Below are 19025 nucleotides of genomic sequence, written 5' to 3'. Positions count from 1 at the left end.
CCCCTTAAAAAGGGGGACTTTAAGAGACTTTTGCCCCCCTTCTTAAGGGGGGTTGGGGGGATCAAAAGGCTCTGGGGCAACTCTATAAGACTTGTGTGTACACCGTAGCCGCTTGCGGGGAGAGAATTAAGGCCAGCCAATGCGGTCTTCCTTTAAAGAAATCGAGGATATGGCTTTTCACGAATGATTTAGCCCAGAATTACGAATTACGCCACAACAGTACTAGATGGATGCAAATTACATATCTTCTAACTCAATTCCTTTGGTTTCTTTAATAAAAAAGAGAATGAAAAAGAATGAGGTAGCTGCTGCAATTGTATAGAGTCCATAGGCAGAACCTAGACCGAAATATTGCAGTATAGGAGGAAATGTTGTGGAAACGAGGAAATTCGCAACCCATTGCATGGCAGCAGCAATTGAAAGTGCAGCCGCTCGAATTTTGTTATTAAACATTTCTCCCAAAAGCACCCAAACCACTGGCCCCCAAGAGAAACCGAAGCAAAATACATAGAGATTAGCTGCAATGAGAGCTATAGTACCTGCGCTTCCGGTGAGATTGGGGTTCCCAGCAGCATCTAGGGGAGCGTTGCCGAAAATATAAGCCATCGTCCCTAAGGTAAAGGTCATACCAATCGACCCTATTATAAGCAAGGGCTTGCGACCAAATTTATCTACAAAGGCGATCGCAATCAATGTTGTAATAATATTTACGGCTCCTGTAATCACCGTGATTGTTAGGGAACCTTGCTCTGAAAACCCGACTGCACGCCACAAAACGCTGCTGTAGTAGAAGATGACATTAATACCAACAAATTGCTGTAATACAGATAAGCCTATTCCTATCCAAACAATCCGAAGGAGTCCACCATTTCTGCTTAAGAGGTCAGAAAAACTGGGTTCGCGTTCTCGAAGCACTGTGTGCCGAATTTCTTCGATTTTTGCCAGTACGTCACCCCCCAAAATCTTGGTCAGAACGTTAGCAGCTTCTGGTTCCCGCCCTTGAGCAACCAAGTACCGGGGAGATTCGGGAATCATTAAAGCTGACATTCCATAGAGTACGGCTGGAGGAATTTCTGTCCAAAACATCCAGCGCCAAGCAGCTATGCCAAACAAAAACGGTGCCTCAGCTGAACCTGCTGACACAGCAATAAAGTAGTCACATAACAGTGCAATGAAAATTCCAACTACGATCGCTAATTGTTGCAGAGATCCTAATCTTCCTCGCAAATGGGTTGGAGAACACTCTGCGATATAAGCTGGTGCAATTACACTAGCAGCACCGACTGCAATCCCACCTAATACCCGCCAAAAGATAAAATCCCAGATTCCGAAGGCAATCCCGGAGCCAATAGCACTAATGGTAAACAACACCGAAGCTGCTACCATTGCCTTGACTCGACCATAGCGGTCTGCAATTTTCCCTGCGTAGAAGGCTCCTATCGCAGACCCCAACAATGCCAGTGACACTGCAAGACCCGTTAATACACTGTTGGCGTTAAAGGCATTAGAAAGAGCGCCAACTGCACCATTGATTACAGCAGTGTCAAAACCGAACAGAAAGCCGCCGAGGGCAGCAGCACCAGCAATCAAAACGACATAAAATGTGTTTGATTTACGACGAGTAGTAGTGGAGGTCATAGTTTATATATTGTTTATATATTGGGCATTGGGCATGGGGCATTGGGCATTGGGCATGGGGCATTGGGCATTGGGCATTGGGCATTGGGCATTGGGCATTGGGCATTGGTTAATAATCAATATTTCTTCTCCTGCTCCCCCTGCTCCCTGCCCCCTGCTCCCTGCTCCCCTGCCTCTTTACCCTCTAGAACGTCTGCGGAGTCGATCAATCATCACTGCCAAAATAATTACTAGTCCTTTGACGACTAGTTGCCAGAAGTAAGATAGGTTCAACAGAGTTAAACCATTGTTGAGAATAGCAATGATTAATGCACCTAAAAGAGTTCCGCCAATGGTGCCAATACCGCCTGTAAAGCTGGTTCCACCAAGAATAACAGCAGCGATCGCATCTAATTCGTAACCCTGACCTAATACGCCACTGGCACTATAAAGACGACTGGCACTCATGATTCCTGCTAAACCTGCCAGTAATCCACTAATACCATAGACGAATAGCAAGACCCGATTAACTTTAATCCCAGTTAATCTCGCTGCTCGCTCGTTACCACCAACGGCATATATCTGCACTCCTAGAACAGTTTGCCGCAGCACAAACCAGCTAGCTATCACACTCAGTAGTGCAATTATCACTAGCCAAGGAAAGGGGCCAAGATAGGTATTACCCACCCAAGCAAAATTGATGTCACGGTTAATCAGTGTTGTTCCTTGAGCAATCAAAAAGGCCACACCCCGCAAGGCAGTTAGTGAACCTAACGTGACAATAAAAGGTGGTACATCTAAAAAGGTGATGAGAGCGCCGTTGAGTAAGCCCAAAAACAATCCTGCCAGCAACGCAGCAGGCACGGCTGCCCAACTTAAAGCCGGCAGTAGCGATACTAGCAAGGCAACTACGGCAGAAACAGCCAATATTGACCCAACTGAAAGGTCAATACCTCCGGTGAGAATTACAAAGGTCATTCCTGTCGCCAGCACAATATTGATTGATGCCTGACGCAAGATGTTAACGATGTTATTGCCTGTGAGGAAGTTGGGGGAAAGGAATGCAAATAAGATGCAGATAATTACTAGAATTGGCAGAATACCCGCAACTTCTAGTAAAGTGCTAATTGATTTCCGGTTGCGGGGTGCGGGATTGTTGCCTAATTTCTTGGCAGGCGGTCTGATTGTCTGACTCATGATTCTGATACCTCCGATGCTCCAGTTGCATAGTGCATAATCTTTTCTTGGGTGATCTCTTTACCAGGGCTGCCGTCGAGTTCGCCTACCAGCTGTCCTTCTCGCATTACCAAGACGCGATCGCTCATGCCGACAATCTCTGATAGCTCGCTGGAAACCATTAAAATAGCAATACCTTGTGCTGCCAATTCGCTCATAATTCGGTAAATTTCACTTTTGGCACCGATATCTACGCCGCGTGTCGGCTCATCTAACATCAAGACTCTCGGTTTAATGGCTAACCAACGTGCTAGCAGTAACTTCTGCTGATTACCACCAGAAAGATCCAGCGCTCTAATTTCTAAATTGGCCAGGCGGATATTAAAGTTTTCTACCGCATCTGTTGACAGCCGATTAACTGAACTCCAGTTAACAACTCCAGCTTTGGCATCCTGCTTAAGTGTGTTGATGGCAATATTCTTGCGGGCGCTCATCTCTAGAAATAAGCCTTGATCTTTGCGGTCTTCTGGGACGTAGCCAATTCCCGCAGCAATGGCATCACTGGGCGAATTAATTTCCAGTTTTATCCCATTCAGGAATACTTCACCACTTGCTTTGCGGTCAGCACCGAAAATCAGCCGTGATAGTTCTGTACGTCCTGCACCAACCAGCCCTGCTAGACCAAGAATTTCTCCAGCATGAACTTCAAAACTAGCTGGCTCAATCTTTTTGCGGGCATCACTCATATTTCTGACTTCCAGCACCACTGGCCCAGGATGCATTTGCCGTTGATGTTCGTAAAAGTCTTGCATAGAGCGACCGACCATCATCTGCACTAATCGCTGGGGAGAAATTTCACTGCGTGTGAGGCTGCCAATATATTGACCATCACGCAGCACACTAATCCGGTCAGCTAAGGCATAGATTTCTTCCATCCGATGGCTGATGTAGATAATGGCAATGCCATCACGCCGTAGTTTGCGAATTACCTCAAACAAATGCTCACTCTCCCGGTCAGACAGTGCTGCTGTAGGTTCATCCATCACCAAAACGCGGCTTTTGTCTTTCAGCGCCCTGGCAATTTCCACTTGCTGCTGTTCTGCGATCGATAAGGTACCAACTACAGTCTGGGCTGTAAAATTGGCTCCAAGGCTTTCTAGCACTTGTTCTGCTTCAAGTTGCATCGCTTTGCGGTCTAAAAACTGACCTCGCCGCAACTCGCTACCCATAAACATATTTTCGGTAACGGTTAAATTAGGTGCAACATTCAGTTCTTGATAAATGAGATTAATACCTGCCTTGCGTGCTGTTGCCGGATCGGTAATTTTCAGGGGTTGACCATTGATGCGAATTTCTCCTTCATCTGCAATGTAAGCCCCAGCCAGGATTTTCATCAATGTGCTTTTGCCTGCTCCGTTTTCACCCATGAGGGCGTGGACTTCTCCTGGATAAATGGTGAGATTGACATTTTGGAGCGCAGATACACCATGAAATCGTTTCGTAATCCCTTGCATTTCTAATACAGGGGTGGTGGTTGGTGTATCAGGAGATGAGGTTTCAGTAGTTGTTGTCATGAGCAGAACCTCTAAAAACAATTTAAAAATTGCATTGTGAGTTAAAAATTAACAAACTCACACTTGATGTGAAATTAAAATCATCACAAAATTATGTTTTAAAAAGCGATCGCTATTTTGGAAAGTTCTGAATGTTGGAAGGCGACGTTCAAAGCTTTTCGCAGATGCATATATACATCATGGGTATGTGCAAAAACTCTGTCAATGCATCAAAAGACTCAACTCAGATTAGACATAATTTTTAATTGTAAATTCACAATGTTTATTATTTACCAGCCTTTTTCTGTGTTGACATTATTTTTTGTGATCAACTTAACTGGAATCAGAATGGTAGGTGACTCAGGTTTTTTACCCTTTAAGATGTCGTTGCCAACCTGAACTGCTTTTTGGGCCATTCCTCGCGGATTTTGAGTAGCAGTTGCAGCATATAAACTACCTTTAGTTGCGATCGCAGTGATTGCTTCTGGCGCACCATCAACTCCAACAATAAAGAATTCTTTACGTTGTGCTTGGTTTGCTGCTAGTTCTGCGCCAACCCCACTCGGATCGTTAATAGCAAAAACCGCATCAATCTTCGGAAAGGTTGTCAGCAAATCAGTCATTACTCTGAGTCCTCCATCCCGACTACCGCCTGCATTCTGGTTTTTAGAGAGGATTTTGATATCGGGATATTTAGACAATACATTCTCGCAGCCACTAACTCGCTGAATCACCGAGTCCACTGGCGGCCCATTAACTATTACTACATTGCCTTTACCTTTAAGGCGGTCAGCAATATATTGACAACTAACTTCTCCAGCTTGGACATTATTAGTAGTGATAGTGGCATCCACACCTCCCTCAGCACCTGTGTCTACGGCAACGACAATTGTACCTGCTTGTTTAGCTTTTTCTACTATTGGTCTAATTCCACTTTTATCAGCAGCATTTAAAACAATGATGTCAATATTCGCAGCAGTAAAATTTTCAATTTGATTGGCTTGTTGGTTGAGATCATAGGCGCTGGAAGCTATAATAACATTGACATCTTTTCCGCCAATTTTCTTCGCTTCTGCCTCAACTGCTTCGCCCATAACAACGAAGAAAGGGTTACTTAGATCGCCAACGGTGAAGGCAACCGATCGCAACTTTTTATTCCCAGTGGCAATTTTACTTTCTGCACTAGTATTGATAGCAGTTGTAGTATCAGTGTTAGTAGCAGTGTTGCCATCGGGAGAACTATTTATACAGCTAACAAGGTTACCACTAATGATACCTAGTATGCTAGCTGCGATTACAATCTTTCTCACATTCATATACCTCCTAAAAGTCATTTTGATTTACACCGAATTTGCAACCGATGTATTTTTTAAACAGGGTCAAAAATTCTAACCCTCCCGTATCAAGCCTTTTTCTGTATGTTGTAATTACGAATTACGTAGCTTGCTTCTCGCCGGAGGCAAGTATTACAAATTACCAGCCTTTGTAGCTGCTAAGGTTCTCTCTAGTAACCAACTTGACTGGAATTAGAATGTCAGATGACTCAAGTTTTTTGCCCTGGATGATATCATTTCCTAACTGAACTGCTTTTTGGGCCATCCCGGCGGGATTTTGAGCAGCAGTTGCAGCAAATAAACCATCTTTGTCTTCCATTGCTTTGGTTGCATCTGGCGAACCGTCAACCCCAACAATAAAAAATTCATTGCGTCTTGCTTGCCTAGCAGCTAAATCTGCACCAACACCGCTTTGATCATTAGTAGCAAAAACAGCATCAATTTTCGGAAAGGTTGTGAGCAAATCGCTCATAACTCTGAGTCCGCCATCCCTAGTCCCTTCTGCGTTTTGGTTTTTAGAGATGAGTTTGATATCAGGATATTTGGACAATGAATTTTCACAGCCACTCACTCGCTGATTTATTGAGTCCATCGGAGTCCCGTTGAGGATGACTATACTACCTTGACCTTTGAGGCGATCGGCAATATATTGACAAGCAATCTCACCAGCCTGGGTATTGTTGGAGCTAATCATTGCATCCACATCTGCATCAATGGCTGAATCTACTGCAATCACAACCTTACCTGCAAGCCTTGCTTGATCAATTACCGGTTTAACTCCTTTTTTATCAACTGCACTAATGATAATTAAATCAGTATTTGCAGCAGTGAAATTTTCAATTTGATTAGTTTGTTGGTTCAGATCAAAGGCGCTGGAAACCGCATTAACTCTGATATTACCCCCGATTTTCTTAGCTTCTGTCTCAGCCCCTTTCTGCACTGCATTATAAAAAGGGTTACCTAAGTCACCCAAAGCAACACCAATTGTTTGCAATTTTCTATTTGGAGCATTAGCCTGACTCTCTAAACTAGCGTTGGTAGCAGTGTTAGTACCAGTATTATTAGCAGCGTTGTCGTTTTGAGCGCCATTTGTGCAACCAACAACAGCGAAACCTAATATGCCAAGTATGAGCGAAAATCTCTTCATCTTCATCTATTTTTAACAACGGATTTAAATTCAAAAAAGTCAAAAGAAGATAATTTTGCCAAGTTATCACAAGATCAGTTAGGTCTAAAAATTTCAGACAGAACCTAGCACTACTACTAGATTTGGCAATTTAAACAACTTCCAAAAATTTGATAATGTGACCTAACTTGAGCTAGCGCTATTAATTGCCCTAAATCAAATGGGTTGTTTTTTTAAAGCAAAATTATGAGCGTTACACTACTTCAAAAAATCACATTTTTTGTGAAAATCCATTTGGAAGCGTGCGGAATAAAAACAGATATTAACTAAAATTAGTAAAACCTGATTTTATGAGAATTGAAAATCTGTATTTACTTTTAGATTATTTCAGTTTAACCTGCAAAATTGTAAATATGATCTCCGTTTATCGAACTTTACAAAGCCAAGAAAACTATTCTATTTCTATGTAGTTTAATTTTTTCCACTAGAGTAGTTGCGAAAAATTAAGTAATTTTCAGCTTAGTAGAATTTAAAAAAACTTAATACGTTTAACTGAAGTTGAGTTGAGGTAAGTTAGTCCTCTCAGAGGAAAATTTTTGCTTTAATCTATCCTTTAGGGGTAGAAATACATAGCCTATTACCATACGTAAAAATCCTCGTGTTTTATTTTTGGAGTTTACTCAAATGCACCTGCCAAGTATGCTTATTAGCTATACTAATTGGTCAGAGCTAATCTTGTTATATCTCGATCAGAATAATTCTTTGGACATAGGGAGAAGAAATACTAAAAAAGTCATTCTTAACCTATTATCACCGTTGTCAAGATATGAAAGAACGGACGCAATAAGTAGTTATTGTCTGTTTAGTTGCTCTGGTAATTAAAGAAAATTTGAGCCAATAGCTATAAACTTTAGGGCATTCGCACAGATGTTTTATAGGTTTATAACTGGCAATTTACTATTTTTTCTTGGAAAATATTTTACTCGTTTAGGCTTGCCGAAGAATTGTTATTCATCATTAGGTTAAAATATTTGCAATCTCCACAAGCTCAATCAGTTATAATTTGTAAGGAATGTTTGAAATTGTTTACCTTTATTACTAGGGAAAATTTAGAATTTCAAAGTTCTGGGTAAATATTTAGCCACTAAATTTTCATAGTAAGGCTTTAATTTTTGCCAGTCTCGAGGATTAGGGTTTTTTGAATACAAATCGTAGGAATTAAATAACTTCACCCATTTAAACATTTCTTTATCGTGTTTATCCATCAAATGTTCGTAAGCATTTTCACGATGTTGAGGATAAAATGAGTGATAGCGAAGGATATATAATGCAGATTCGGGCAAATAGTTTTCCATCATGTAATATACATACTCATCATGTCCCCATGACATATGTACATTACTCAAACCACAATTCGGCTCGTAAACACCATATACGGAGTTATATGTAGGGTTACTATAATCAGGGTTTTGTTTGAAAAATTCCGAAAAAATAATCTTATCAGAAAATGCACAACCCACAGGATAGGTATCGCCTACTGTAGCCCATTGGGGTTCACCAAATAAGCAAAGTACCTTCCCCATATCATGAAACAAGCCAGTAAGTACCATCCAGTCTGGGTGGCCATCAGCGCGAATGGCTTCTGATGTTTGCAATAGGTGCTGTAATTGGTCTAAGTCTGTATCAGGATCTGAATCATCAACCAATTGATTCAAAAACTCTAATGCATCCCAGACAGACATTTCTTTCTTATCCAACTTCAGAAAGTCTTCTTTTTTCTCTAATACAAAATCATATGTTTGATTGATATGATTTAACCGATAAAACTCTTTCACCGTGTCTCTAGTCGGCGTTTCATAATTCCTGTACTCTTTGGTGGTTTTACCTTCTTTAACTATGCTGTCCGGATCGGGATAGCGATTCAGCAAGTCTTCTTCCCATTCTTCTAGCGAATGTAAGGGATTGTTTTGAGCTTGTTCGATGGCATTATTTAGACTTTGAGACATATCTTTTTACTTGTCGATATTGATTTGTTAAATGGTACTTTCGCACTCCACCTTATGCACAGGTGTGCAAAACCTGTATTGGACTTATTTTTAATTTTTGCACACGTGTGCAAAAAACGTGTGTTAAGTTTCTTTTCGTCGTATTTTGTTAAATTAGCTTGGAGCAGGAGAAATTAGAAATTAGGTAACACGTTAACAAAAGACATCTCCAGAAATTGATTTTGCGTTACCTGAAATCCTTGTAAGACCTTGCATTGCAACGTCTCTACAATCTTTTCACTCCTATGTCGAAAATAGATAAAATCTGTTGGATGCCTTCTTAGCAACAACTAAATTATACCGCATTTATACTTAAACGGGCATAACTATACTAAAATATAAGCTCATCTTTTATTTAAAGACGTAGGCAAAATAATATATATTAATCTTTTTTATCAACTCTATGCAGAGGAGAATCAATTTGTCAATTGTATAGCAAGAGAATGCTTAACAATATTAGCCAACTCTTGTAACTGGCTTATCGCTTCTGCACCCTCCAACTTCATTAATTCGCGATCGTCCCATAATTCCATCCAGGTTATCCCGTAATCAGACACTAAAAACCGAATCAAGTGTTTTTCTCCTAGGCTAACCATAAATGAAGCACTCTGCATTTGGTCACCGCATATATAACAAGACGCAGTATAGCCACGCCGCTCAAGTATAATTGTCAAGGCTTGCAGGTTCATTACCAAGTCTTGGGCGAATTCCTGATGCTGTTGCGCTAATCTTAAAAACACTTTTCTCTCCTACCACTCCACTTATGTGGTTAATTTTAAAATTTCTTTAGATTTACGTCCGACGTAATTTAATTACCAAAAGTTCCTGTTTTAGTAAAGACGTTATTAATCTTAATCTTGCGCTTGTAACCAATAAGCTAAATTTCTAAAGCCGTTCTAATGTTTTGGACAATTATCTGGGGTGGTTGTGCAACATCCATAGATAAGATGTTTAATGGCTCTTCAAGAGTATTAAACTGACTGTTGAGGAGTTTTTCACTCATGTAATGATTGCTACGCTCTTGTAGCCGCTTTTGAATCAGCTCATAAGACCCTTTGAGGTAAACTAGCTTGATGCGTTCGCAATCCAATACCAGAAATTGCCGATAACTATCTTTTAGAGCCGAACACGCCAGCACCACATTTTTATTTTCTTGCAGCCAATGTTTTATAGCTGTTTGTAAATCTTGCAACCAAGGCATCCTGTCAGCTTCACTTAGAGGAATACCGCACCGCATTTTCTCAACATTCTCTGGCGAGTGGAAAGCATCAGCATCGCTAAACTCCCATTGTAACAAGTCTGCTAAGAGTTTTCCTATTGTGGTTTTGCCAGAGCCAGATACACCCATTACGATAATAATCATTGACTGCTTAATCATATTTTACTTAAGAAAAGTTAAGTTATTGAAATCGAGGTAGAAGTCAGGACTACTGATAACAATTTACTCAAGTTACTTGTCTACCTAGTTAATTTTGTACAGTTTGACAAATAACGATTATTTTCTATAATAAAATATATATGCACACGTGTGCAATAGTTAAAACTTAAGAGGATGTTTGAAAAGTCCTCTTGCCGATATCAAAAGTTCTAAATCCACGGCACTTGCTCCACTTTGGTAAACCCCTTCTCTACGGAAGGCGCTAGCCTCTCCCTTTGGGAGAAGACCACAGTGGCTTCCCTAAAAAAGAGGGACTTTGATTCTGGTTACCCACTTTTTAAGGGGTTAAGGAGGATCTAAAAGTGCCTAAAGTCACAGCGAAAAACTTTTCAAACAACCTCTAAGATAAAAAATGAATAAACGAAGAATTTCTATTGAAGATATTGCTCGCAGAGCAGGCGTTTCTCATTCTACTGTTTCACGTGCTTTGCGAGATAACGCTCTTATTAGCCCTAAAGTGCGAGAGGAAATTAAGCAACTGGCGCAAGAAATGAACTATGTGCCGAATGCGATCGCTCAAAGCTTGCAAAATAAACGCACTAATACTATTGGAGTAGTAGTAACTTCAATAGCAGATCCCTTTTTTGCTGAGGTAGTAGATGGAATTGAACAGATAGCTAGACCGACAGGCTTGAGTGTTTTGTTAAGTGCTTCACACCGAGATTTTGAGCAGGAAATAGCAGCTATAAATACTTTTCATCGCCGGAGAGTGGACGGAATCTTAGTAGCCGACTCACGAATTAGTAAACAGCACACCAAGCAACTGACACAAATTGCAGTGCCAACAGTTCTAATTAACAGCCAGGCCGAAGAGCAATCAGAAATATTTCACTCAGTGGCAATAGACGATCGCTTAGGTGCTAGATTAGCCACAGACCATTTAATAAGTCTGGGACATACCGCTATTGGTTATCTAGGTGTAGGCGATCGCAGCAGGTCGAATCAGCAGCGCCTACAAGGATATCGAATGGCTCTTGCTGAAGCTGGTTTACCACAAAATCCTGATTGGGTTGCAATTAGTGATCAAGAGAATACCAGAACCAGCGATGTTACGACTGGGCAACAGATGCTATCTAAACTATTGGCTGCTGAGGTAACAGGCATCTTTTGTTACAACGATATGGTGGCGATTGGGGCTTTGTTAGCCTGCCAAGAACTAGGTATTTTAGTACCACGAAGTTTAAGCTTGGTTGGATTTGATGGTATTGCTTTGGGCTGTTACGTTACGCCTGCACTTACGACAGTTAGCCAGCCAATGCTAGAAATTGGTGGCTATGCCATGCAAATGTTACTCGATTTATTAGAAGAAAAAACTGTAGAAAACCGCGTTTTATCTCCTTCTCTATTACAGCGTAGCAGTAGTGCAGCATTAAGAAAGTCATCTTAAACCATATCTACCGTCATTGAAGAAGGCAGGAGGCAGAGGGCAGAAGGCAGAAGGTTGAATTTAGAAGGGGATTCAACACCGTACTTAATTGGGGCCACCAAATTGAAAATTTGGTGGGGGTCTTAAACCCTTACGGACTCCGGTCGTAGCAGAGGAAAGGAAGACGCTCGAATACTCGCTCTAAGCGAAGCATCCCGAAGGGTATACGCTGCGCTATCAGAATTCCCTTCTGTCTCCTACCTCCTGCCCTCTGCCTTTCTTGATAACTCCACCCTAAACTTTTATCTGTTGGTTCATTGGTTTTGAGGCTGAGGCTTGGGTAGTCAAACTGAATTGAAAAAATTAGAAATTCTTACTCTCTGCATGAGGCAAATTCATATTTTCACTCAGCAATACTAAAAATTTTAAGCAAACAAAAATTATGTTAACCAAAAAACCAAGTTTATCTCCCGATCGCTGCTTTTCTCCAGAACCAGTTCAAAGACGGCTAGCTCATCAATTTTTTGACAGCATATCTGCGCTACCTCTGGTCTGTCCACACGGGCACGTAGATCCAGCCTTGTTAGCTAATCCCGCAGCCCGTTTTGGTTCACCGACTGAATTATTTATTATCCCTGATCACTACCTTTTGCGAATGCTCTATAGTCGGGGCGTGCCTCTGCAAGCTTTAGGCATACCTACTAGTGATGCACCAACAGAAACAGACCATCGCAAAATCTGGCAATTGTTCGCCGAACATTTTTATCTATTTCGAGGTACTCCGTCCGGGTTGTGGCTCAAAGACGAACTAACCAATGTCTTTGGCGTAGATGAACCTTTAAACTCTCGCAATGCCGGACATATCTATGATTGCCTAGAACGTCTGTTAGCTTTGCCTGAGTTTTCCCCTCGTGCTTTATTTAAACGCTTTAACATCGAAGTGCTTTGTACTACCGATGCAGCTAGTGATAGCCTAGAGAGTCAGCGATCGCTCCACGAAGAAGGTTTTACTCAAATCAGACCAACTTTTCGACCAGATGCAGTAGTTAACCTAGATGCTCCTAGTTGGCGCGAAAATATTACTAAATTGGAAAGCGCTGTAGGTAGAGAAATTAGCACTTACGCCACTTTTGTACAAGCTTTAGAAGAACGTCGGGCTTTTTTCAAAAAAATGGGCGCAACCGCTACGGATCAAAGTGCAGCTACACCTTATACTACACGCCTTTCTGACCACGAAGCAGAAGCTATCTTTTCTAGAGCATTAATCGGCAAGCTGAATCCAGGAGATGTAGAGCATTTTACCGGTCATATGTTCATGGAAATGGCTCGGATGAGTGTAGAAGATGGCTTGGTGATGCAAATGCATTGTGGTGTTATGCGTAACCACAACTCAGCTTTCTTTGAGAGATTTGGATCTGATAAAGGTGCTGATATTCCGTTGAAAATAGAATGGACTCAAAATCTGCGTCCGTTGTTGTCAGCTTACGGTAATGACAAGCGCTTTAGTTTAATTCTTTTTGGCATGGATGAAAGCACTTACAGCCGAGAATTGGCTCCGCTAGCCGGTCATTATCCCACTGTATTGCTCGGACCGCCTTGGTGGTTTCATGACAGCGTAAATGGCATGGAACGCTACTTCAATCAGGTAATGGAAACTGCTGGACTTTATAACACTGCCGGATTTAATGATGATACCCGCGCTTTCGTTTCTATTCCGGCTCGTCATACAGTCTGGCGGCGAGTAGCTTGTAATTGGTTAGCCGGATTGGTAACGCGAGAATTAGTTGAGGAAGAGGAAGGGTATGATATGGCCCGCGCTTTAGCTTACGACCTCGCTAAGAGTGCTTACAAACTGGACTAATACCAATTTTCCCAAATCAAGCTATTAGGACTAGCCATTTCAAAGTCACTCGTAAAATCTTTTTTTCTCTCTGCGTACCTCTGCGCTCTTACCCTGCAAGAAGGTGTTCGCGTAGCGTCTGGTAGAGAAGCGCCTATGCGTTTAAATATCAACTTTTTTAATTACAAATTGAAATAACCAGGGAAATCATTTATGCCAGACTGGATTTTAAATAAACTTTTTAGCCTAAAAGAACAGGTAGTAGTAGTCACAGGCGGTTCTGGTGTGCTTGGTGGAGCTATGGCACGGGGTTTGGCCCTTGCTGGAGCGCGAGTCGTGGTTTTGGGTCGCAATGAAGCACGGGCGGGTGCAGTAGTAGCTGATATTACTGCTAACGGTGGAGAAAGCATAGCTGTGCTGGCAGATGTTAGCGATCGCTCCCAGTTAGAAATAGCCAGGGATGTAATTATACAACGTTGGGGTCAAATAGACATTTTGGTAAACATGGCAGGCGGTAATATTCCGGCTGCCACAATTACTTCTGATGCAACTATTTTTGATATGCCACACGCGGCTTTTGAGGAAGTAGTTAGCTTAAACTTACTCGGTACTCTACTACCCAGCCAAGTTTTTGGTAAAGCAATGATAGAAAAAAATCAGCCCTATGGTTGTATTGTCAACATTTCTTCTATGTCTGCAATTCGGGTGATCAGCCGTGTGGTTGGCTACTCAGCTGCTAAAGCCGGGATAGATAACTTTACTCGCTGGTTAGCCGTCGAACTCGCCCAAAAGTATGGAGATGGAATGCGAGTAAATGCGATCGCACCAGGTTTCTTTATTGGGGAACAAAATCGAGATTTACTCCTAAACACAGATGGCAGCTTAACCGTTCGCGGGCAAAAAATTATCGAGCATACCCCCGCCGGACGTTTTGGAAAACCGGATGAATTACTCAGCACCTTAATCTGGTTATGCAGTTCTGGTTCTAGTTTCGTCAACGGAGTAGTTGTACCTGTAGACGGTGGGTTTAGTATTTACAGTGGAGTTTAATCATGTATTCACTGGCTGTAACTAACGGGACACTTTCAGATCAGCAAGTTTCCGAGCTAGTTCATCAAGCTTTGGCAGATCCTAACTTGGATGGACAGCGTATTTTAGTATTAATTCCAGATGGCACTCGTACTGCTCCCATCCCTCAAATGTTTCGATTACTTCATCAGGAGTTGGGTAAAAGGGTAGCGGCTCTAGATTTTTTGATCGCTCTCGGTACACATAATTTCATGAGTCAAGAACAAATCAATCGCTTGGTGGGGGTGACACAGGAGGAGCGAGAGACAATCTTTAAAAAAGTTCAGATATTTAACCACCTTTGGAATGAGCCGGATACATTTATTTCTTGTGGAGTAATTTCGGCAGATGAAATAGCAGATATCAGCCGGGGAATGCTACATCAGGCAGTTGAAGTCAGTGTAAACAAACTGGTAACAGAATACGATTTAATAATGATTTGCGGCCCAGTTTTTCCGCACGAAGTTGTTGGTTTCTCTGGTGGAAATAAATATTTTTTTCCCGGCATTGGTGGTCAGGAAGTAATTGATATATCACATTGGTTAGGTGCATTAATCACCTGTTATGAAATTATTGGTACACCGGGAATAACACCAGTTCGACGCTTAATTAACCGAGCCGCTAACCTGATTTCTATCCCGAAACTTTGCTTGGCGATGGTGGTTGCACCCAAAACGAATGAACTAGCTGGACTTTACATAGATCAACCAGAGTCAGCCTGGGAAGCTGCTGCAAAATTATCGGTCAAACTGCATATTAAATATGTAGATAAGCCTTTTAAACAAGTGCTTTCAGTAATGCCCCAAATGTATGACGACATTTGGACAGCAGCTAAAGGAATGTACAAGCTAGAGCCAGTAGTGGCCGACGGAGGCGAAGTAATTATATACGCCCCTCACATTACCGAGTTTAGCTATACACATGGCGAAATCCTAGCCCAAATTGGTTATCATGTGCGGGATTACTTCCTCAAACAGTGGGATAAATTTCAAGAGTATCCCGGTGGAGTGCTGGCCCATAGTACTCATTTAAAAGGTATGGGTACATTTGATCCCATAAAAGGGGAACAAGCGCGGATTCGTGTGACTCTAGCTACTGGCATTTCTGCTGAACGGTGTGCTGCTCATAACTTGAACTATCGTGATCCGGCTACCATTAGACCCTCTGAATGGGCTAACCGCGAGGATGAAGGTATCTTGCTTGTGCCAAAGGCTGGCGAAATACTATACCGTACAATTTGACATCCTCCCCGCCGTAAACGGCGGAGATTCCTAAACTTTACAATTTAGGTTTTTGTTTCTTTCCCTTACGGGTATTTCGCAACAGCCCATAATTAGTAAAGTTATTTATTAGGACAAATTATTCGGGTCAATACCCTGAGATTGTAAATAAGCAATCAGCCGTTCTTTTTGCTGACGTTCTTGTTCAGCGCGTTGGCGTTCTTGTTCAGCGCGTTGGCGTTCTTGTTCAATCTGTTCCACAGCCCACGGTAATAAATTACCAGCTTGATCCCACCAGCGCAACCAATAACCACTTCGCCCTTCTTTTGTTCCTTGCCAAGTTCCCAAAAATAAGCCCATTACATCAATCCAATGGCGGCCATTTTCGTCGGGTTGCTTTAACTCATAGCGTTTATTTTCCAGTTGATAGAATTCTAATAAACCGCCATCTGGTTCAAAAATTACGTAGATGGGAATTTGCAAAATTTGCTCGTAGAAAAACCATTTTCCTGGTGGATAAGCTCGCTTGACCGAATATTCTCCACCCTCACTATCGGATAAAAATTCGATGGTGATCGCTGGGATATCCCCTTCTAAATTGGGTGTATAACTTTTGCGATTACCCACAACTTGATTAACCGACGGCACGTAAACCCAGTCAGGTGCTTTGGCAATAAATTGGCCGTTGACTGTCGCACAAAGACCAAAGTTTGAAGCTATCAACATCTGGGGTTGGATGAATCCACTGATTTCTAAGCTTTCACGCAAAGCACCAGCCAGAAGTGGCTGACCTGTGTTCTCCACTGGTTCATCCTCTAGTTTAAAATCCTTGGGTAAGGCTTCCCAAGAAATTACCAGTTCAGTTTGGGATTTGGCTTCACTGAGTTGGGTTGCCATAAACACAGCATGAATTTATTTTTAATCTTATCGCTTGCCATACCAGGATCAAAAAAAGGCGCAGAAAACCCGCCTCTCTATTTAACTAAAAACTTCAAATTATTCAAATTTTTTAACAAAAACAATGCAATTGAATCGAAGTAATTTTCTGAAATTTCTGATCCAGTCACAGCCAGGAAAACCAGCAATATCCAACGGCTTGCGAGCAGCGTTAGGATTGGGGGTTCCCATGCTAATCGGTCAACTGATCAACCAGAGAGAAAGCGGATTATTTATCGGTTTAATGGCTTACTTTGTCAACTTAGCAAATGTTGGTGGCCCTTACCAGATAAAAGCTAAGGCAATGACGGCGGCTACTTTGGGAATGGCTGTTTCAATGTTTGTGGCTACTGTAGTTGCTAAAGTTCCAGTGCTAACTGTGGTGCTGACATTTCTCTGGGGTCTTGCTTCAGGTTTTGCATCCATGTACGGTAATGCTGGCGCAAATGTCGGTCTAGTGGTAGGGATATCATTTATCTCCACGATCGCACAGCCAGGAAACTTGGAAGCCGCACTCATGCGATCGCTGCTATGTCTTATTGCAGGCGGATGGGCAATGTTACTCTCGTTAGTAATGTGGCCTTTTAGACCTTATGACCCCCTACGGATAGCTTTGGCTGGCTGCTTCAGTGCGATCGCTAACTACATTCAGGCATTTCTCGGTAAAGTGGCAAAACCTGAAAATATTCTCGAAATTAGAAAGGCGTTAGAGACAGCACGCACTACTTTAGGTACTGCACGAATTGGAAAGCCGGCTCGGAGTTGGATGGATGAACAATTGTTGGTACTAATTCAGGATGGCGATCGCTTGCTTGGTTCAGTTATTGCCTTAACAGAGTTACTAGAAACTCACTTTCAACATCAGCAATATCACGCAGTCCAGCAATTAGTAGACGATGCACTCGAACAAATATCAGTGATTCTTCGAGCCATAGCGAAAGCCATATCTGGCAAGCCTACCAGCATCGATCTGGGAAATCTCAACCGCATCTATGAGGCACTGAAAGAACAAGAAAATCTGCAAAGAAAAGCAATTGCTGGGAGTGAGACAGACTACACAACTCTCGTTGCTCTCACTAACTTGGTGCTGATGATAGAAAAGCTGATGAAGCAATTGCAATACATGGCTCAGACAGCTAAATCTCTAATAGATCGCAGCAAAATGAGTGGGCGAGATGTAGATACACTTCTTGTAGTTGAAGATAAACAGCGATCGCTCTTAGATTTACTCAAAGAAAACCTTACTTTAGACTCAGCAATCTTTCGCCATGCTCTCCGCATTGCTGTGACTCTAGCAATAGGTGTAATTTTGTATAGCATTACCAATTTACCAATGGGCTATTGGGTGACACTGACAAGCATTTTAGTCCTCAAACCTAACTTTGGTGCAACTTTCCAACGTTTCTTCCAGCGAGTTGGCGGGACTATCTTGGGAGCTGTGTTAGCAGCTGTCATAGTTGCAACCATCACAAGTAAGCCTGTGTTAGACATAATCATTGTGCTGACAGTCTTTTGTGGGATTTCCCTGATTAGTTTCAACTATGCTTATTCAGTGATTTTCTTATCAATATTTGTCTTACTAATTATCGATATTGGTCATCCGATTGGTTGGGAATTTGCTGGCTTTCGCGTGTTGAATACATTAATTGGCGCGGGACTAGCTTTTGCGAGTCATTATTTTGTATTGCCAAATCGGGAACGCGATCGCTTACCCACTCAACTTGCCACTGCGCTGCGAGAATCCCACAAATACTTTAGGGATGTAATGGCTGTTTACCAAGGAACAAAGGAGCAAGACTCTACGATTATCAGTCAACGCCGACAAACTGGGCTGGCAATTGGTAATGCCCAAGCCTCTTTCCAAGGATTGCTGCGCGAACCGCAGATGCAGAAAGGAATAGTGGAACCAGTAATGACACTGTTGGTATACATGGGACGTTTTACTAATGCCGTGACAGTTTTGGCTGTACATCTCGAGTATTTTCGAGGAACTGTACCACTCCCAGAATTAGAAACCTTTGTTCGCCAAGTTTCATTACTGTTACAGCAGTTAGCTGATTCAGTACAGCAGGAAGTTATACCACCGCCTTTACCTGACTTAGAAGAAACGTTGCAAAAAATTCAACCGCACCTGCAAGCGCTACGTACGGCGCGTATACAAGAGCTAGCTGTCAATCAAGGACATACACCTATTCGTCAAGCAGTCATTGATTACAGCATATTAGATTTAGAGATTGATCAGATTGTCCGACGGTTGACTACTATGCACTCAGCAATGGTACGGCTCGTATCAGCTAAATAAAGCG

14 protein-coding genes are annotated in these 19025 nt (G+C 42.1%); 5 read left to right on the top strand and 9 right to left on the bottom strand.

What is annotated here, in order from left to right; genetic code table 11:
* Window positions 1-237 precede the first annotated feature (237 nt).
* From H6G26_RS26325 to H6G26_RS26290, 8 genes are all read right to left on the bottom strand, one after another.
* Window positions 238-1638, bottom strand: a complete 1401-nt coding sequence (locus tag H6G26_RS26325; protein WP_190732717.1) for a sugar porter family MFS transporter — start codon at window positions 1636-1638, stop codon at window positions 238-240.
* A gap of 177 nt (window positions 1639-1815) precedes the next feature.
* On the bottom strand, window positions 1816-2814 hold the full coding sequence (locus tag H6G26_RS26320; protein WP_190732715.1) for a ribose ABC transporter permease: 999 nt from the start codon (window positions 2812-2814) through the stop codon (window positions 1816-1818).
* A complete protein-coding gene (locus tag H6G26_RS26315; protein ID WP_190732713.1) occupies window positions 2811-4367 on the bottom strand; it encodes a sugar ABC transporter ATP-binding protein in 1557 nt (518 codons plus the stop codon). The genes H6G26_RS26320 and H6G26_RS26315 overlap by 4 nt, the downstream gene beginning before the upstream one ends.
* Window positions 4368-4636: 269 nt before the next feature.
* Complete coding sequence (locus tag H6G26_RS26310; RefSeq protein WP_190732710.1) at window positions 4637-5662, bottom strand: ABC transporter substrate-binding protein; 1026 nt, start codon at window positions 5660-5662, stop codon at window positions 4637-4639.
* Window positions 5663-5819: 157 nt separating this feature from the next.
* Window positions 5820-6827, bottom strand: a complete 1008-nt coding sequence (locus tag H6G26_RS26305; RefSeq protein ID WP_190732708.1) for an ABC transporter substrate-binding protein — start codon at window positions 6825-6827, stop codon at window positions 5820-5822.
* Window positions 6828-7915: 1088 nt separating this feature from the next.
* Window positions 7916-8812 carry an inositol oxygenase family protein gene (locus tag H6G26_RS26300; protein WP_190732706.1) on the bottom strand — a complete coding sequence of 299 codons (897 nt, stop codon included), beginning with the start codon at window positions 8810-8812 and terminating at the stop codon, window positions 7916-7918.
* 455 nt (window positions 8813-9267) lie between these two features.
* A complete protein-coding gene (locus tag H6G26_RS26295; RefSeq protein ID WP_190732704.1) occupies window positions 9268-9591 on the bottom strand; it encodes a DUF1815 family protein in 324 nt (107 codons plus the stop codon).
* 137 nt (window positions 9592-9728) lie between these two features.
* Complete coding sequence (locus H6G26_RS26290) at window positions 9729-10214, bottom strand: gluconokinase (protein WP_190732702.1); 486 nt, start codon at window positions 10212-10214, stop codon at window positions 9729-9731.
* Window positions 10215-10641: 427 nt separating this feature from the next.
* On the opposite strand from H6G26_RS26290, the gene H6G26_RS26285 reads away from it, so the two are divergent.
* From H6G26_RS26285 to H6G26_RS26270, 4 genes are all read left to right on the top strand, one after another.
* On the top strand, window positions 10642-11676 hold the full coding sequence (locus tag H6G26_RS26285) for a LacI family DNA-binding transcriptional regulator (RefSeq protein WP_190732700.1): 1035 nt from the start codon (window positions 10642-10644) through the stop codon (window positions 11674-11676).
* A 421-nt stretch (window positions 11677-12097) separates the two neighbouring features.
* Window positions 12098-13516 (top strand): glucuronate isomerase, encoded by a 1419-nt coding sequence (gene uxaC, locus H6G26_RS26280; protein ID WP_190732698.1) that lies wholly within the window; start codon window positions 12098-12100, stop codon window positions 13514-13516.
* A gap of 192 nt (window positions 13517-13708) precedes the next feature.
* Window positions 13709-14545, top strand: coding sequence for an SDR family oxidoreductase (locus H6G26_RS26275; RefSeq protein ID WP_190732696.1), 837 nt, complete (start codon window positions 13709-13711; stop codon window positions 14543-14545).
* A gap of 2 nt (window positions 14546-14547) precedes the next feature.
* Complete coding sequence (locus H6G26_RS26270; RefSeq protein WP_190732694.1) at window positions 14548-15804, top strand: lactate racemase domain-containing protein; 1257 nt, start codon at window positions 14548-14550, stop codon at window positions 15802-15804.
* Window positions 15805-15912: 108 nt separating this feature from the next.
* On the opposite strand, the gene H6G26_RS26265 is transcribed toward H6G26_RS26270, so the two are convergent.
* Window positions 15913-16680 (bottom strand): Uma2 family endonuclease, encoded by a 768-nt coding sequence (locus H6G26_RS26265; RefSeq protein ID WP_190732692.1) that lies wholly within the window; start codon window positions 16678-16680, stop codon window positions 15913-15915.
* A 124-nt stretch (window positions 16681-16804) separates the two neighbouring features.
* Here H6G26_RS26265 and H6G26_RS26260 point away from each other — a divergent pair, with 124 nt between their 5' ends.
* Entirely contained in the window at window positions 16805-19021 is a 2217-nt protein-coding gene (locus tag H6G26_RS26260; protein ID WP_190732690.1) for an FUSC family protein, read from the top strand.
* Window positions 19022-19025 lie beyond the last annotated feature (4 nt).

The organism is Nostoc sp. FACHB-888, from assembly GCF_014696655.1.
In the GTDB taxonomy this organism is placed as follows: domain Bacteria; phylum Cyanobacteriota; class Cyanobacteriia; order Cyanobacteriales; family Nostocaceae; genus Nostoc.
The sequence above is the reverse complement of the archived record's forward strand: the minus strand, read 5'-3'. Positions and strand labels throughout refer to the sequence as shown.

Bases quoted from the DNA above. Each gene is read 5' to 3' on its own strand.
- H6G26_RS26325 (WP_190732717.1), bottom strand. From the start codon at position 1,638: ATGACCTCCACTACTACTCGTCGTAAATCAAACACATTTTATGTCGTT.
- H6G26_RS26320 (WP_190732715.1), bottom strand. From the start codon at position 2,814: ATGAGTCAGACAATCAGACCGCCTGCCAAGAAATTAGGCAACAATCCC.
- H6G26_RS26315 (WP_190732713.1), bottom strand. From the start codon at position 4,367: ATGACAACAACTACTGAAACCTCATCTCCTGATACACCAACCACCACC.
- H6G26_RS26310 (WP_190732710.1), bottom strand. From the start codon at position 5,662: ATGAATGTGAGAAAGATTGTAATCGCAGCTAGCATACTAGGTATCATT.
- H6G26_RS26305 (WP_190732708.1), bottom strand. From the start codon at position 6,827: ATGAAGAGATTTTCGCTCATACTTGGCATATTAGGTTTCGCTGTTGTT.
- H6G26_RS26300 (WP_190732706.1), bottom strand. From the start codon at position 8,812: ATGTCTCAAAGTCTAAATAATGCCATCGAACAAGCTCAAAACAATCCC.
- H6G26_RS26290 (WP_190732702.1), bottom strand. From the start codon at position 10,214: ATGATTATTATCGTAATGGGTGTATCTGGCTCTGGCAAAACCACAATA.
- H6G26_RS26285 (WP_190732700.1), top strand. From the start codon at position 10,642: ATGAATAAACGAAGAATTTCTATTGAAGATATTGCTCGCAGAGCAGGC.
- uxaC (WP_190732698.1), top strand. From the start codon at position 12,098: ATGTTAACCAAAAAACCAAGTTTATCTCCCGATCGCTGCTTTTCTCCA.
- H6G26_RS26275 (WP_190732696.1), top strand. From the start codon at position 13,709: ATGCCAGACTGGATTTTAAATAAACTTTTTAGCCTAAAAGAACAGGTA.
- H6G26_RS26270 (WP_190732694.1), top strand. From the start codon at position 14,548: ATGTATTCACTGGCTGTAACTAACGGGACACTTTCAGATCAGCAAGTT.
- H6G26_RS26265 (WP_190732692.1), bottom strand. From the start codon at position 16,680: ATGGCAACCCAACTCAGTGAAGCCAAATCCCAAACTGAACTGGTAATT.
- H6G26_RS26260 (WP_190732690.1), top strand. From the start codon at position 16,805: ATGCAATTGAATCGAAGTAATTTTCTGAAATTTCTGATCCAGTCACAG.